Consider the following 13,687-nt stretch of genomic DNA (forward strand, 5'->3'; position numbering starts at 1 on the left):
GCGATGGCGCTGGTCTCCAGCCTGCCGTTCGCCGAGGCGCGGTCCGCTGTCGCGGACCGGCCGCCACTGCCGGCCATGGGACCCAGCCTGAAGAAGACGGTCGCCTTCCAGAGCGCCGAGCAACCCGGCACGATCATCATCCGCAAGGACGAGAAGGCGCTCTACCTGGTGACGCGGCAAGGCCAGGCGCTGCGCTACCAGATCAGCGTCGGCCGCGACGGATTCGGCTGGACCGGAACGGTCAAGGTCGGGGCGAAGACCGAATGGCCCGAATGGCGGCCGCCCAAGGAAATGCGCGCCCGCCAGCCGGGATTGCCTGACATGGTGCCGGCCGGCCCCTACAATCCGCTCGGCGCGCGCGCGCTCTATCTCTTGCGGGACGGGCGCGATACGCTGTACCGCATACACGGCACCAACGATCCCAAGGGTGTCGGCTTCGACGGCACGTCAGGCTGCTTTCGCCTGACCAATACCGATGTGATCGACCTCTTCAAGCGCGTCGCGGTGGGCGCAAAGGTGGTGGTGGAATGACTATGATCAGCGACCCGGAGATGCCGGCGATCGAACTCGGCCCGCGGGAAGAAGTGGCCGTCGGCAAGCCAAGCCGCAAAGGCACCATCGGCCTTGTCGTGGCTGGCGCCGCGGTGGTCACGGTGGTGAACCTGACGGCCGCCGTCTACCTCTATCGCGGCATCAACGACCTGCGCACCGTGGAAGCGCGGCTGGAGCAGCTCGGCCAGTTCGAGCAGCGCATCAGCGCCCGTCTCGATACCGTCAACAACGGTTTCCAGAGCCGGTTCGAAAAGCTCGACGACCAGCTGCAGGCGAAGTTCAACGAGGTCAATGGCGGCATCGCCCGGCTGGGCCAGAGCCGGCCAGTCGGCGACGAACCGATGGCGAGCGCGCCCGAGCCGGAGGCGGCCCCAGCCAGCACGGAGACGGAGCCGTCGGCCTTTGCTGAAAACACGGCGGATCCAGGATCCGTCGAAATGCCCCCGCTGAGGAAGCGGGCACCGCCGCCTGCCCCGAACCCTGCCTACCAGCGCATCCAGCAGGCGGACGGCAAGGTCTACTACCGCAAAATCAACTGATTTTGCCGAGCGTTCCGGGCGATTGAGGCTGAAGGCCTAGAAATCCCGCCGCAGCGCGAGAATACGGATAGCCCGGGCTTCACCACGCTGCCTGGCTTCGTTGAGGAAGGCGACGTGGCAATAGGCGCATGCCGCAAAGCCCAGGCACAGCACCAGACTGTTCTTCAGGGTGAAGTCGATCGCCAGCGAGAATGGAATGCCGCTGGGCGCGGTGAAGGCGGCAATCGTGCTCGCCGTTTCCGAATGACTGCCGGCGGCAATCATCAGCCCGGCAAACAGAAGAGTGGCATGGTTGGCCAGGAAGAAGGCCGCCGATCCCCTCGCCCGGCATGCCATCCAGCAGACAATCGCGGCGGTGGCCAGCATGGCTGCGTCCAGCGCGATCGAAGCGCCCATATAGAGGTCGACCTGCTGCCAGAACATCGTCGCCAGGGGCCGCAGCTCCAGCCAGATCCGCCACATCGTCGGGCTGGCGGGATAGGTGCCGAGCAGGAACGTCGCCGCCCGCTCACCCGCCAGGATGAGCAGCATGAGAGCCGGGAAAGCAAAGAGCAGTATCGGTTTGCGCTTCATGTCGTCCTCGACAAATTCCGGGCCACAATAGGCAACAGAGATTGCGCAAGGATTAACGAAGCTTAACGGGGCGCCTGCTTCGGCATCCTTCGCGCGCGTGCTATGCTGCACTGCCGGGACGCCAACGCGGCGGATCGGATGGCCGGAGCCGTTTCATCGGGGGTTGAAGGGGTGCGCTCAAGCTGGTTGCCAGGTCGGCCTTTTGTTCGACGGCGATGGCCGGGACGCCGCCGATGAGCGGCACCGCGGCAAGGTCTCGCCTGGCGATCGCGTTGGGAGGTGTCCAACTCCTGGCCGGGGTCTTGCTGATCCTGCAAGCCGGGGCGTTGATTGGGGTCGGTCGGCAGACGCCGGCATTGGACTCCGGTAACCAGCCAGCGACCACGGCGCCACCCATGTTCGATGCCGGACCGCGGCAGCCGGCGCGCAAGATCGCGCAGGATCTCATCGCGCCGCCCGAACTCGATGCGACCCGGATCGAACGGATCGAGGCCCGCCCGCCGCTTGGCGAACTCGGTCTTGCATACTGGCCGAAGACGCCGATGCCGGGCGACTGGCGCGAGATGCTGCTCTATCGGCCGATCGCCACCTCGTCGGCGATCTTCGAGGCGATGGGCCGGACGGTGGCGATCAGCGGCACGCTCGCCATCGACCCCGACAGGAGCTGTTCCTTTCACGAGGTCGCCTGGCCGTGCGGTCAGCGTGCGCGGGCGGCCTTCAACGCCTGGCTGCGCGGGCGGGCGCTGAAATGCTTGGTGCCGCCGGATGTCGACCGCTTCGCCATCGCCGCGCCCTGCAAGCTTGGCAAGCAGGACGTCGGCGCCTGGCTGGTCTCCAACGGCTGGGCCACGGCGCTGCCCGGTGGCATCTACGGCAAGGCCGAGGCAACGGCCAGGAGCGCCGAAATGGGCATGTTCGGGCCGCCTCGATAGGCGCGGGACCGCTGCCGATCGGCTCGCTCCAGGCTGGCCGTCAGGCCCGCGCCGACTGCCACCTTCGATATCTGTTTTGTTAACCCTTGCGGTGCAGCCTTTGCCGGCACGGGCCGATTTGATGGCCATTCCGCCCGCATGCATCAAATTGTAGCGATCGTCGAAACCGAAATTGCAACACACCGGCCTTATGCCAGCGCATCGGACAGGAGATTGGCCAGTGACCAAACCGACAGCGACCCCCTCTGCCCAAAGCTGGAAAGATGTTGCGTGGCTGACGGTGCTGGGGACGGCCGGCTGCCTCATCCTTTCGCTCGGCCTCAACTATCTGCTTTTGTTCAGCGAGGCGCTGACGCCGTTCGCGCGCAGCGTGATCACGGCAACGCTGCTGCCGCTGGCCATCGGCCTGCCGCTGTTCCTGATGCTCGGATCGAAGCAGGCCGAGATCCGCCGCTACCGGCAGGAGCTCAACCGGTCGGCGACCTATGACAGGCTGACCGGCTGCCTGAACGGACCGGTTTTCACCTCGATGGTGGACAGACGGGCCGCGAAGACCTCGGAGGCCGGGCCGCGCTCCGGCGCCTTCCTAGTCATCCATCCCGAGCATCTCAAGTCCCTCAACCTGCGCTTCGGCCTGGAATGGGGCGACGAGGCGCTTCGGCTCATCGCCTCGACGATCCAGTCGTCGGTTCGCAAGGAGGATCTCGTCGGCCGCATCGGCACCTCGATGTTCGGCGTCTTTCTGCCGGGCGCGACCGAAAAGGACGCCAAGGAGATCGGCGAACGCATTCGAGAGGCGGTCGGACAGATCTATTTCGCGCCGAAAGGCGAAAAGGACGTGCTCGCCATCCGCACCGGCGGCGTCGTCTTCGAGCATGAGTTGGCGTTCGAGGACATGTACCGGTCGGCGGAGGAACGCTTGCTGGAGGTTCAAGACGAGGCACGCGTGGCGTTGTCGCATATTAACAATTGACTAACCGGCAGCGAGATTGAACCCGCCTTTACCGCGGACGCTCTTTGAGCAAGCGCACACCTAGCCCGCCACCGTTTTCCGGGATAAACGCGATACCTGCGACTACCAACGCGCTAATGATCTTCGTCACAGTTTCGGGACGACCACCGAGCCGTCCATCCTCCGCTTCTAGACGCGCGATTGTTGGTTCAGACACTGCTGAGCGTTCAGCCAAGTCTCCCTGAGACCATCCCAGCAACGCCCGTGCAGCCTTGATTTGTCTCGTGGTCACAGCCGACGCCTGGTTTGATAGATTTTCTATTGACATTGGCGAAGTCGCATTGATATTTTTTCCATCACTTTCTCTCGCGTGCCGAGACCATTACTGGAACGGTCCGCAGAGCGGCTGACCAGGTGCAGGAACACCTAAGTCAGCCTGACCACACCTAAGCTTCAGGGAGCTCGGATCATGGCTGATTCCGACAATACCACGACTTTGCCCCGCGTCACCCGTAGGAGGGTACTTGCGATAGCGGCAAATGCAAAGGAGGGAAGGCAACCAGGGAAGCTTGTCTGCGACCATGCGGAAGCTGATCAATCAGCCGATCCTGCAGTGGCAGTGTGGCGCGAATGGCTGATAGCTCACGAAGAGGCTGAGCGGCGGTGCCGTCTGCAGCAGCGCCTAGAGCGAAATCTTGTGGAAACTGTTGGATTTCCTTGTGCAACGATCCCGCTGCACGACGGCACGAGCGTCAGATTCCATTCAATCCAGGCCCTAAACGAAGTACTCGGTCCAGGACCAGAAGACGAGGCAGCCCGCGCAAAGTTTAAGGCTGACTTGGAGGCCCATCAAGAGCGCTGGGATGTCGCTGATAGGGAAATTGGTTATTCGGCAGCGTTACTCGCTGAAGGCGAGGCGGCGGACCAAGCGGAGAACCTGCTTCAGCTATTGCTGGAGACCCCGGCGGCTTCACTTGCGGGTGTGGCGGCCAAGCTCGATGCCGTGCTGAGCGAAGGGGAACCGGCGGAAGCCTCTGCTGAGTTTCCCTGGTTGCACATTCGCTCTGTGCTCGGAGATGTGATCCGTATCGGGCAAGAGCTTGTGCCGGAGCAGATGCTTCCGAACAGGCTGGGCACTTCAAAATCAGGGCGGCGAGGAGGGTGCACTATTGGCGTCTCAAAGGGAGGGAAAGGGGGCGCAGCGTGAAGAAACGAGACGACAAATTGCCCATCGTAGTCAAAAGTTCTCCCTACACGGGCGGGAAAGCTGATTGATCCAATGCTTTGCCCTCCGCCTCTCGGTTCAAGAGGGAAAAAGGCGGCCGCGTCGTCCGTGCATTGGTCCGTCACCGAAGCCGTCGAGATGGCAAAAGTACTTGGTGCGAGGGGGCTGCGACGGTTGTTGCTTGGTCCGCTCTGTCGGCGCACTGTGAGGAGCTACGTGCGAATATCGTTTCTGGTTAAAAGTCTTTGAACGCCTTCGGCTCGCTCATCCCAGTCAGACTTGCAACGCATGGTGGAAGGCGCTCACCAGCATCTCTTCCATTAACGCCATCGGATGCAACGGGCAGCTTTGGAACCGAAGCGCCCGCTACTCCAGGTGTGGGCGAGCCTAAAATCGAGGTGGCGTTCATCCTGCCGATCATCATGTTGGTAGGCAGATAGTGACAATCCGCGTTGAGTCGGATGTCTCGCCGGCGGACCCAGCTTGCCCGATCCAACGGCATCTGCTTTCAGCGGCTGCAGAAAATACGATGACGCGACAAACCGGGCAGGCCCGCCCATGCTTTTTGAGGTCGCCCGCCCACTTAGTGTTTCTGTCAGCCGCTCCTTCGAGGCCCGCCGGGCATAATTAAAAGCTGCAGTGAAGCTCTTTCTCTGCCAGGCAATGAGCGTCGAAGTCAGTGCTGAGGCGAAAGGTCGACGCTTGATTGCGCATTCCATGCGGCTCCAACACCGAGTGCGCATCCATGTGTCGGGCTGATCGCCGACCTGGAGATGGACCCGAGCTGGAAGCGAAGCAGAGTCGAACCGATGGCGGTTCAACACAAGACGGCCCGACGAGCTGTCATGGCTTCCGCGCGGGAGTGCCACGAAGGCAAACGCCAGCAAGCAACTACCAAAAAAGTCCCACCGACGGCTTGACCATGATGTGCTGATCGGCAGCAGCACAAGCATGGAAATGACGTTTGCCGCATCCCAGGAAAGTAAACTGTGAGGGCTAGAGTGATCGGAGTTCGCTTGTTGGCAACACTGCCGACCTCGAACTCAACGAAGGCTCACCACCCCAGATGAGCGTTTCATGGGAGCACAAGCGTGCAGTACCGGGCAGCAATCCGCCCGTGCACCTCACTGAGCAGAAACGGCGGCAAAAGGCGGCGTAAAGGTCATTCCCGATTTGCCCAAAACACGGAATACTTCGCGGATGTCTAGGAGCGCTCCTTCACCACAGTCTAATGCGTCACAGGGCCCCACTGACCGATCAGGTAGGTCGCGTCCGACTTGGGCATTAGGCGGCAGTCAGATGCGCTCTCGCCAACAACCGGAGGACAAATGGACTGAAAGTGCTTCAGTGATGGTCGTAAGATGGACGCATCGCTTATGGCCGCCCTGGGAAACGACAAACAGCTCAATTGAACATCCCCCATATAATGAGGACCGCCTCTATGATGAGGAGTGCCGTATGAGACCGTTTACAGCTTTTGATATTGAGACGAGATATGGTACCCTTAGTCTGCGCACGGCTCCCGGTATTCGAAGATATCCAATAGCTGAAAGCGCACGCTTATCACTTCTCACTCAGCTACAAAATCTGAATTCTTTCCGCACGCATCATAAATCTCATGGTTGGATTTATTGCTCAACCCTTGATAATAAACTTGTTCTTATCAATCTTAGATACGCCAAATCCATAGAATTAATTGGCGATGACGTTGAGGCAATGCCCGCATATTATCCTGCTGCAGTCTATCGAGCCCTATACGACTTGGAAATAGGCGAGACTTCTGAAAATCTTAGGGAAGATTGTGAGGCTATAATCGCAGATATAGGCGAGGATAAAGCAATGCGCATGGTCTCCTTTGTGCGTATCACGTACGACCAGGGAGAGGATGAGTGGAACTTCTTGGACGAAGTAGCCGCTAGTATTTTCTTCGGAATGAAGGCGGCTGCGATCTTTCAGGTTCCGCCGCACACATTCACAGAAATTGAGAGCGAGGGTTACTACCGGGCGCGATACGCCAACCTCGACCATGTCGCAGTTATGGAGATCCCGAGCGACCGTTACCACCGACTAACTCGCACTCGAGGAACCCCAACTCATTTCAAGCCTGCGCTTGGATCCAGGCGCTCACGAAACCAATAGCGCAAGGAATCAGCTGGTGCTGCGAGAGAGAATCTAGGCAAGGGCGCCGGAGCCGCATTTGATGGGTTTGACCCGCTTTTAAGCTCAATTCTTGCGCCAAAGGCCTACCTAAAGCGCCTAGCCCTGCCGGCTGCGGCTGCGAACGCGTTCTCAATCCTCATCGGGCCAGATGATTCCGAGCCGACTCACCTGAATGCCGCGGGGCTCTTAGATACCCTGAGACGTGTTCCGCCGCCGGCCTTGGTCTAGCGGCGGCTGCAACCCCGTAGCTTCGGCTAGGGCGTGGCTCCTGCCGCGTTGAGGGCATCACCACGATGCTTAGCCTTGAGCTGGCCTTCGAGGATATGTTCCGGTTGGCGGAAGAACGCCTTTCGGCCTCACAGACCGGGGGATTCTCGTTTCCACCACTTGAAAGTTTCAAAGCGTTAACGCGCGGCAAAAGCCGAGAAAGTTGAAACCAAAAGCTCCGGAACCAACCGGCGCCAACCCGCAAAGCCCACAAGGACATCACGAAATTGAAAATCCTATCCATCCGACCCCTGCTGCAGGGGTCGGGCGCGGAAGCGCGTTTTGACGTCGAGATAAATGAACATTTGCGGCTCTTTGGCCTGCTGTTGAAGCGCACCACAAACGGCCTGCGCACACATGCCCCGAATTCATGCGGCAAGCACACCGCTACCTTTCACCCTGTCCTGGCAGAGCAGATCACGGCAGCCGCGGTAGCGGCGCTCGGAGCCGGCAGCCATGTCGGAAGCTGATGTCCTTCCGCCTCGCCTTCCGAAAGCGGAAAGCCTCGAGGCGAAGTTTAGACTCGCCATTTCCCTGCCATATGACCAGCGCGCAAAGCGCAAGCACATGCTGGTTTATGGCTTCATTCTAGATTGGTTTCATTCGAAGTATGGCAATGCCCTCGCCAGCGTTCGCCACATCGTGGAGACGATCAAGAGTCGCGATCGTGCCGCACGTACACACTGCACTCTTCGATCTTGTAGCGTGGGGATATCTCAGCCAGGAAGAGCTAGTCGACGCACTGCGTCGGCTTACCGTGGGGCACAACAGAATGGCGCCGAAACTCGACAATGACAATCAGCGCTTGGACGTCCGACGCCTCGGCGACGGCCTCCGCGTACCGCGTGCGGGCTCTTCATCGCGAAGCGGCTCGGAGTCCGCTTCGCCAGAGTTCTCTCGGACAATCAGCATCGCCACGTAAGCAGCCAGCCCAAACATCAACAATCGCAGCATCGATCAGGTCCTTGTTGGACCAGCAACGTGTCTGCACCGTCGCGGTTCCCAAGCCTCCCCCGAAGCCCGACAACGACAACCGGCCCGACACCAACAAGGAGAAAGCAGCATGACCACTATCGACCCAAGGCAGACCCGGGCGCGCGAGATTGTTGAGGACGCTATCAGCAAACTGCGTGCGATGGGCATGACTGCGGATGGCGCGGCATCGCTGCTCTGCATTCAAGGAGCGGTCCGCGTCGAGGACATGGCGAAACGCAAGTCAAACGTAGAGGCGGTAGCGCAATTCGCCGAGGATGTTGTCGACGATGCGTAGACCGTTCCTCGACTCGCGTGTCTGGCGTGAACACGTCAGACCGCGGCAACTTGCGCTCGAGCCGCTGTGCCAGTGGTGCTTGGCATCGTAGAGATTGCGACTGACGTCGACCATATCAGGCGACCGAATGGCGACCTATCGCTCGAGCGCGAGGAGCGCAATCACCAGAGCCTTTGCAAATCGCACCATTCATCTAAGACAAGGTGGGAAGGCGCGGGCGGCAAGGCACTCTCGGATCGGCTACGACGTCAGCGGCTGGCCAGTTTGCTGGAGCCCAGAGTTGGGACTGCATTGAGGGCGGGAGGGCGCCTCGGCTTTCTAAATCAATCAGCGCGCCCTACCGCCCCGAACGGCTGCCGATAGTGCTAATACAGTTTTTCCCACGCGTGCGCGCAAGCGCGCGCGAGGGAGGCCTAGCAATCCTTGTCGGACGGGATTTTGTCCGTCGCAACCGGAGCGTACGCAGTTTTCCGATTCAGATGTTGGGGGTCTACTCATGGCCAATCTCGGCTACCATAAAGCGCGTTCAAACTGTCGAAGGGGGCAAATTGATGTGGTGGCAAAAGAAGACACAAGGCGAGGTGCTCCCATGGTATCGCGCTCCCGACTATAAAGGGCAGATGAAAGAGGCGGACAAGCGCCTGCTGGATGGATTAGAATGCAGGATAGACATCCTGCTGCGCGATATGAAGACCTGCCTGAGGAGGTGCAAAACTACATCAGTAATCTTCAACTGGAAGTCTATGATCTTAAGCAGCAGGAGGCCGTCACAGGCGCCCCTATACAGAGCGCCGTCGGCGCCGCAATCCTTTGTATCGCCTACTTTGGTGTCCAGCCGGCGTCGACAATTTGGCCATATGCTTTTGGCCTGTTCGTACTGATTGTTCCCTGGTTTAGGTATCGTCGGATTTGGAAGAGAAACGCAGAGGAGTTCCTCCCGCGCGATCGAGATGCTCGAAATCCCACCCGCGACGGGATCATCCGAGAGTGGGAGTTGGAGTATCTCTACCGCGCTGAGATCCAAAAGGGGACGCAGGAGAACGGCGACGACTAACCCGAATGCTCACCGCGGCAGTTTGTATTCGATACTCAAGCTAGCACCCTTGCCTTTTGGCGGGCTGGATATCACACGATCGCCGTCCCTCTTTTCTGCACACATCGCTTCGCAGCACACAGGCATGCGGTGGTTGGGTCCGGGGTAGCCACCGATCGCGCGGTGCAATTCACCGGAATTGATTACCACCGATGGGGCACCTCGATCGGCAGCCCGAGATAACTGCGCCTTGAGTTCGGACTGAAACACTGACGACAATTTGAACCTCCGTTCGATCGACAACGCGCTCAATTGCGCCCTCACGCGGCCGGTCGTCTATGTTCATTCGACATTGTGCCAGCACGATTCAGGTAACTGTTGTTGCGAATGGGACACAGCGCACTCGCTATAGACGCCGTGCCGCTAGAAAAATTCCGGAATGGACCATACATTTAGTGTTTGCAGGTGCCGTCAACGCTAGATAGCACTAAGACCAAGACCGCCCTGAGGCGGCAAAGCCCGCCGGCTGTGCTGGCACAACGCAACGGTCGCGTGGGGCGACCTTCTGGGAACAGAGCACCTCAATGGAAAATCTGGAGGCCGCTTTTGAGGCGGAAGGTAGCATTGCGGCCAATGACGACACGCCTGTGTTCGACATCGCGAACAGGTATTTGCAGGTAGCGTTCGAAGTCGACACCGCCATCCCTTCCGCAAAAGCGCTCGCCAGGCGCGAGTTTGCCGACCTGTGGCATCCGCGCCGGCCATCACCATATGCCGCTACAGGGCGCCCCGCGGGCCGAACAAATGGAGCCGCGCAAGTATGCAGCCGCGAATGACAACGATGCGGCGCCGTTGCCCATTGTTTCTACGCCGCGATCGCAGGCATGACGACATCCCATGGATCATTCGCTATCGGCTACTCTGCGAGGTGGTTGGCACTTCGCCCTACGATGACGAACTCGACATCAGCGAGGAAGGCATCAGCGTCGAAAACCGCAGCCTGCACCTATCTGGAAAGAATTTCGACAAGCCGTTTCAGCGAGCCGAGAAGGGTGACTGGAGGGGCGCCATGCTATCGGGCGGGGAAATCTCCTATCGCGAGACAAGGCAGAACGTGAAGCAGCGCGTAAGCGTCGGCCAGCGCACCAATGTGGCCGACGACGAGAACGGCACCAGGACGCAGACACCGCTGCGGTTGGCTAAAAGCGAGGACGAGCGGATTGCCAGAAATTGACGGCCAGCCCATCCTGGCGGCGTTGCGGGCTGGCTTGGGTGACCTCCTCATTCCATTTGAAGACGCGGTGCTTGACGGATGCACCCTGACCGAGATCGGAGAGGATCTTCGCCACAGGTGGAAAGCCCGGAGCGCTAAGGCGAAGTGGGTTGTGTATGGCGGCATCGATAGTCTTCGCGATCAATGGCAGATGATTGATCGCCAAATGGCAGCGCAAGCCGCGGCCTGCAGTCGTCGCGTGGACGCTCGGCGGAATGAGCTTGCCCCGGCTGAAGCACAGTATTTGGGCCTCGCTGCCTAATCCGTACCCCAACTCGTTTTCAAAGGTATGAGGTGGAGAACTAACACCTCTTTCCCTCGCAGGCGCCCGCTCTGTCGTCTGCGTCGCCGCTAACCGCCCCTCGGCACTCGTCATTGTGGCAGTTCCACAGACGAGCAGATTGGCTCGGTGGCTTCAGCCACCGGGCCTTCTTTTTTACAACCATCTACACGGGAAATTGCAATTTCCCACTCTATTCAAGGACAACAACATGCCCAGTACAAAACAGGCGTGCGACGGACTCGTGCGCCGCGTCGGCTATGATACAGGCCGCACCAAAGAGGTCGCTCGCGCGCTCACTGAAGCCCAAATTCTCCCCGCTGGCTCGCCTGGCGTTTCGCCAGACCTGAGTCCGCAGGACGTTGCGACGCTGATGCTCGGCGTGGCCGTAGACGCACCGCTGCGCGCCGTAGCAGAGACCGTACGCGAATACCGTGCTCTTCGCCGTGAAGGCGTGCCACAGGGCGCACCGGCAAGCATTAGCGTCACAGCTGGCGAGCAGCTCGACATCATGGCGGAAATCGCCGCTACGGGCTCGTTGGACGCGAGGGCGCTCGTCGCCAAGACGATCATCACGGTCGTATCGAATTGGCAGGAGATCACACTTACCGACACGATCGATTGCCGCCGCTTTAGCGAAGGCGAGCCTGGCCGCTGGATGAAGTACGGCCACCGTAAGTCAGTCGAAATCAACGACGGCGCTTTTTGCGACGTCATCAATGACCTGTTTGGAGCCAAATCATGATCATCAATAAATTTAGACCGAAGCCGGTTAACGACCCGCGGCCATCGCGTGTCGCCCCGAAGGAGAAGCCGACCGACGCGTACCGGGTGCCCTCTCTCGCAGAGTCGGACACAAACTATTCCACGCTCATCGCAAAACGAACCGAACTTACTGACCGGTTCAACGAATTGACTCCCGAAGAGCTGCTCGGCGACGAGCCGGGCACTAAGGCACTAAACAGCAAGCGCTTGGCCGAGGTGCGGGCGGAAAAGTCTGACCACGAAGTCGCCCTCAAAACCGTCGAACAGCGTATCAGGGACGCCCACACGGCAGCCAGCCGCGCTGCCTGTGCCGCGGTTCGCCCTGAGTTCGGGCGGCGAGTTAAGGCAATGGTCGCTGCGATGAAGGCACTCGATGTCGCGCACCAGTCTTTTCACGAACTTTGCCACGATCTCGACGCGGAAGATATCCGATATGGCCAGCTTGGCCAGGTGAAACCGTTCTACCTTGGCGACGCAACGGATCCGGCACGCCGGATTGCGTCCTACATCAAAGAAGCGGAGGCGGCTGGCTATGCAGCTTAACGGCAGCAATGAAACCCGCGTCGAGCATGCCACAGTAGGCGGCAAGCGACGTCCAATCCGCTTCAAGGCGAGTAAAGCGTAATGGCTGATCATTCAATCAGCGGCTATGCCGTCGTCTACAACAGCGTGACCGACATTGGAGGATCGTTCAGGGAGAAAATCTCTCCCGGCCCTTTTTGACAAAAGCCTTCGCGAACGACCCCGACGTTTTGGCGTTATGGAATCATAACTACGATCGCCCGCTTGGTCGGACCTCGTCCGGTACGCTGGACCTGCGCTCAGACCGTGTTGGTTTGTATTTTGGGCTTAACCCTGACGACACTACTCCAGATGGCATGACAGCGATCGGAACGGTGCGCAGGCAGGACGTTTCAGGCTGTAGTTTCGGCTTCACGGTGACGCGAGAGACCTGGGACGACGGCGACGACGCGCAGTTGCCTCTGCGTATCATTGAGGAGGCTGTTCTATGGGAGGTGTCGCTCTGCCCAGACCCGGCTTACAACGAGACATCGGCCAGTCTGACGCGCTCCGAAACCTCAATGGACAACGCGGCTGCAGCCAGGCGCCGCGTAATTCAGAAAATAGAGCGAGATCACAGGTTGCGTGGCATCAATTAGATGCTGCTATCTGATGGTCGACGTGTATCTGAGGTCAACTTGCGGGCTGCGGTCTAGCGTGTACGCAACGACAAACAGCACTCCAACTATGAGAAATGGAGCGATCAGGATCGCCGCGCATGTCGGATTTATCTTTCTCATTGGGACATCGTGCGCCGCTCAATTTAATCAAATCCAAAGAAACACGGTTAACCGTGCCGGCGGCAAGCGCACCAGCATCAAGTAAAAATTCAAGACGTTATGTTGTGCGATTGAGGCGGCATGTCCGAGCGGCGATACGGTTGCGCGGCATCCGGTGAGGGGCATCTTCACTCTGCGTCGCGTTTTAGCGGGTACCGGCGCCGAAAGGAAATATTCGCATCCGCAAAATTAGGAATTTGGAATGGGGGCGGTGGCGGTTCTAACATATCCGGGTGCGGGCATCCGATGAGACCGCCTGCTCTGGTACTCAAGGCACGTTGATTGCCGCGCTGTACTTAAGGTTCATCTATATCTAAACTGCGCATAGAGGTTACGCTTGGGAGACCGTCAAAATGCTTCCAGAGAGACCGCGCAGAACGACCAGATACGACGGCCCACTGAAATTTGGAGCAATACCCACGGAGGCGGTGGCGCCTGAGCCGCCAGTCATCATAGAATTCCCTGGTGAACCGATACCAAAACCTCCTTCTCAGCTAGACCGTATTGGCGGTGTAACTAACTGGGA

At 59.4% G+C, this 13,687-nt stretch carries 18 protein-coding genes; 16 read left to right on the top strand and 2 right to left on the bottom strand.

Annotated features, from left to right (window positions below):
- The first annotated feature begins 3 nt into the window (after positions 1-3).
- Positions 4-531 carry a L,D-transpeptidase gene (locus PU724_RS26220; protein ID WP_354424499.1) on the top strand — a complete coding sequence of 176 codons (528 nt, stop codon included), beginning with the start codon at positions 4-6 and terminating at the stop codon, positions 529-531.
- The gene (locus PU724_RS26225) at positions 528-1,091 is read left to right on the top strand and encodes a hypothetical protein (RefSeq protein WP_354424397.1); all 564 of its coding nucleotides are present in this window, start codon (positions 528-530) and stop codon (positions 1,089-1,091) included. Before PU724_RS26220 ends, PU724_RS26225 begins: the two co-directional genes overlap by 4 nt.
- 36 nt (positions 1,092-1,127) lie before the next feature.
- On the opposite strand, the gene PU724_RS26230 is transcribed toward PU724_RS26225, so the two are convergent.
- Positions 1,128-1,775 carry a hypothetical protein gene (locus PU724_RS26230; RefSeq protein WP_354424399.1) on the bottom strand — a complete coding sequence of 216 codons (648 nt, stop codon included), beginning with the start codon at positions 1,773-1,775 and terminating at the stop codon, positions 1,128-1,130.
- A gap of 122 nt (positions 1,776-1,897) precedes the next feature.
- On the opposite strand from PU724_RS26230, the gene PU724_RS26235 reads away from it, so the two are divergent.
- Both PU724_RS26235 and PU724_RS26240 read left to right on the top strand, forming a co-directional pair.
- A complete protein-coding gene (locus PU724_RS26235; protein ID WP_426213668.1) occupies positions 1,898-2,596 on the top strand; it encodes a thermonuclease family protein in 699 nt (232 codons plus the stop codon).
- 220 nt (positions 2,597-2,816) lie between these two features.
- Entirely contained in the window at positions 2,817-3,569 is a 753-nt protein-coding gene (locus tag PU724_RS26240; protein ID WP_354424402.1) for a GGDEF domain-containing protein, read from the top strand.
- Positions 3,570-3,597: 28 nt separating this feature from the next.
- Here PU724_RS26240 and PU724_RS26245 read toward each other — a convergent pair whose 3' ends face one another.
- Complete coding sequence (locus PU724_RS26245; RefSeq protein ID WP_127393480.1) at positions 3,598-3,876, bottom strand: helix-turn-helix transcriptional regulator; 279 nt, start codon at positions 3,874-3,876, stop codon at positions 3,598-3,600.
- 141 nt (positions 3,877-4,017) lie between these two features.
- Here PU724_RS26245 and PU724_RS26250 point away from each other — a divergent pair, with 141 nt between their 5' ends.
- From PU724_RS26250 to PU724_RS26305, 12 genes are all read left to right on the top strand, one after another.
- Positions 4,018-4,755, top strand: a complete 738-nt coding sequence (locus tag PU724_RS26250; RefSeq protein ID WP_354424404.1) for a hypothetical protein — start codon at positions 4,018-4,020, stop codon at positions 4,753-4,755.
- A 1,476-nt stretch (positions 4,756-6,231) separates the two neighbouring features.
- The gene (locus tag PU724_RS26255) at positions 6,232-6,912 is read left to right on the top strand and encodes a hypothetical protein (RefSeq protein WP_354424406.1); all 681 of its coding nucleotides are present in this window, start codon (positions 6,232-6,234) and stop codon (positions 6,910-6,912) included.
- 515 nt (positions 6,913-7,427) lie between these two features.
- Positions 7,428-7,670 carry a hypothetical protein gene (locus PU724_RS26260; protein WP_354424408.1) on the top strand — a complete coding sequence of 81 codons (243 nt, stop codon included), beginning with the start codon at positions 7,428-7,430 and terminating at the stop codon, positions 7,668-7,670.
- A 593-nt stretch (positions 7,671-8,263) separates the two neighbouring features.
- Complete coding sequence (locus tag PU724_RS26265; RefSeq protein WP_354424410.1) at positions 8,264-8,470, top strand: hypothetical protein; 207 nt, start codon at positions 8,264-8,266, stop codon at positions 8,468-8,470.
- A 658-nt stretch (positions 8,471-9,128) separates the two neighbouring features.
- Positions 9,129-9,524 carry a hypothetical protein gene (locus PU724_RS26270; RefSeq protein WP_354424411.1) on the top strand — a complete coding sequence of 132 codons (396 nt, stop codon included), beginning with the start codon at positions 9,129-9,131 and terminating at the stop codon, positions 9,522-9,524.
- A gap of 563 nt (positions 9,525-10,087) precedes the next feature.
- On the top strand, positions 10,088-10,339 hold the full coding sequence (locus PU724_RS26275) for a hypothetical protein (RefSeq protein WP_354424413.1): 252 nt from the start codon (positions 10,088-10,090) through the stop codon (positions 10,337-10,339).
- Complete coding sequence (locus tag PU724_RS26280; RefSeq protein WP_354424415.1) at positions 10,336-10,737, top strand: hypothetical protein; 402 nt, start codon at positions 10,336-10,338, stop codon at positions 10,735-10,737. The genes PU724_RS26275 and PU724_RS26280 overlap by 4 nt, the downstream gene beginning before the upstream one ends.
- A complete protein-coding gene (locus PU724_RS26285) occupies positions 10,724-11,038 on the top strand; it encodes a hypothetical protein (RefSeq protein ID WP_354424417.1) in 315 nt (104 codons plus the stop codon). Before PU724_RS26280 ends, PU724_RS26285 begins: the two co-directional genes overlap by 14 nt.
- A gap of 229 nt (positions 11,039-11,267) precedes the next feature.
- Positions 11,268-11,801: a hypothetical protein gene (locus tag PU724_RS26290; protein ID WP_354424419.1), complete on the top strand. Its 534-nt coding sequence runs from the start codon at positions 11,268-11,270 to the stop codon at positions 11,799-11,801.
- Positions 11,798-12,364, top strand: a complete 567-nt coding sequence (locus tag PU724_RS26295) for a hypothetical protein (RefSeq protein WP_354424421.1) — start codon at positions 11,798-11,800, stop codon at positions 12,362-12,364. The genes PU724_RS26290 and PU724_RS26295 overlap by 4 nt, the downstream gene beginning before the upstream one ends.
- 81 nt (positions 12,365-12,445) lie before the next feature.
- On the top strand, positions 12,446-12,544 hold the full coding sequence (locus tag PU724_RS26300; RefSeq protein ID WP_354424422.1) for an HK97 family phage prohead protease: 99 nt from the start codon (positions 12,446-12,448) through the stop codon (positions 12,542-12,544).
- Complete coding sequence (locus tag PU724_RS26305; RefSeq protein ID WP_426213669.1) at positions 12,541-12,981, top strand: HK97 family phage prohead protease; 441 nt, start codon at positions 12,541-12,543, stop codon at positions 12,979-12,981. The genes PU724_RS26300 and PU724_RS26305 overlap by 4 nt, the downstream gene beginning before the upstream one ends.
- The last annotated feature ends 706 nt before the right edge of the window (positions 12,982-13,687 follow it).

Origin of the sequence: Mesorhizobium abyssinicae (assembly GCF_049887195.1) — a bacterium.
GTDB classification, from domain to species: Bacteria; Pseudomonadota; Alphaproteobacteria; order Rhizobiales; family Rhizobiaceae; genus Mesorhizobium; species Mesorhizobium abyssinicae.

What these genes read in the sequence shown, in the direction of transcription:
- PU724_RS26265 (WP_354424410.1), top strand. Translation starts at nt 8,264, where the DNA reads ATGACCACTATCGACCCAAGGCAGACCCGGGCGCGCGAGATTGTTGAG.
- PU724_RS26300 (WP_354424422.1), top strand. Translation starts at nt 12,446, where the DNA reads ATGGCTGATCATTCAATCAGCGGCTATGCCGTCGTCTACAACAGCGTG.
- PU724_RS26250 (WP_354424404.1), top strand. Translation starts at nt 4,018, where the DNA reads ATGGCTGATTCCGACAATACCACGACTTTGCCCCGCGTCACCCGTAGG.
- PU724_RS26270 (WP_354424411.1), top strand. Translation starts at nt 9,129, where the DNA reads ATGCAGGATAGACATCCTGCTGCGCGATATGAAGACCTGCCTGAGGAG.
- PU724_RS26255 (WP_354424406.1), top strand. Translation starts at nt 6,232, where the DNA reads ATGAGACCGTTTACAGCTTTTGATATTGAGACGAGATATGGTACCCTT.
- PU724_RS26235 (WP_426213668.1), top strand. Translation starts at nt 1,898, where the DNA reads ATGAGCGGCACCGCGGCAAGGTCTCGCCTGGCGATCGCGTTGGGAGGT.
- PU724_RS26290 (WP_354424419.1), top strand. Translation starts at nt 11,268, where the DNA reads ATGCCCAGTACAAAACAGGCGTGCGACGGACTCGTGCGCCGCGTCGGC.
- PU724_RS26295 (WP_354424421.1), top strand. Translation starts at nt 11,798, where the DNA reads ATGATCATCAATAAATTTAGACCGAAGCCGGTTAACGACCCGCGGCCA.
- PU724_RS26275 (WP_354424413.1), top strand. Translation starts at nt 10,088, where the DNA reads ATGGAAAATCTGGAGGCCGCTTTTGAGGCGGAAGGTAGCATTGCGGCC.
- PU724_RS26280 (WP_354424415.1), top strand. Translation starts at nt 10,336, where the DNA reads ATGACAACGATGCGGCGCCGTTGCCCATTGTTTCTACGCCGCGATCGC.
- PU724_RS26220 (WP_354424499.1), top strand. Translation starts at nt 4, where the DNA reads ATGGCGCTGGTCTCCAGCCTGCCGTTCGCCGAGGCGCGGTCCGCTGTC.
- PU724_RS26225 (WP_354424397.1), top strand. Translation starts at nt 528, where the DNA reads ATGACTATGATCAGCGACCCGGAGATGCCGGCGATCGAACTCGGCCCG.
- PU724_RS26245 (WP_127393480.1), bottom strand. Translation starts at nt 3,876, where the DNA reads ATGTCAATAGAAAATCTATCAAACCAGGCGTCGGCTGTGACCACGAGA.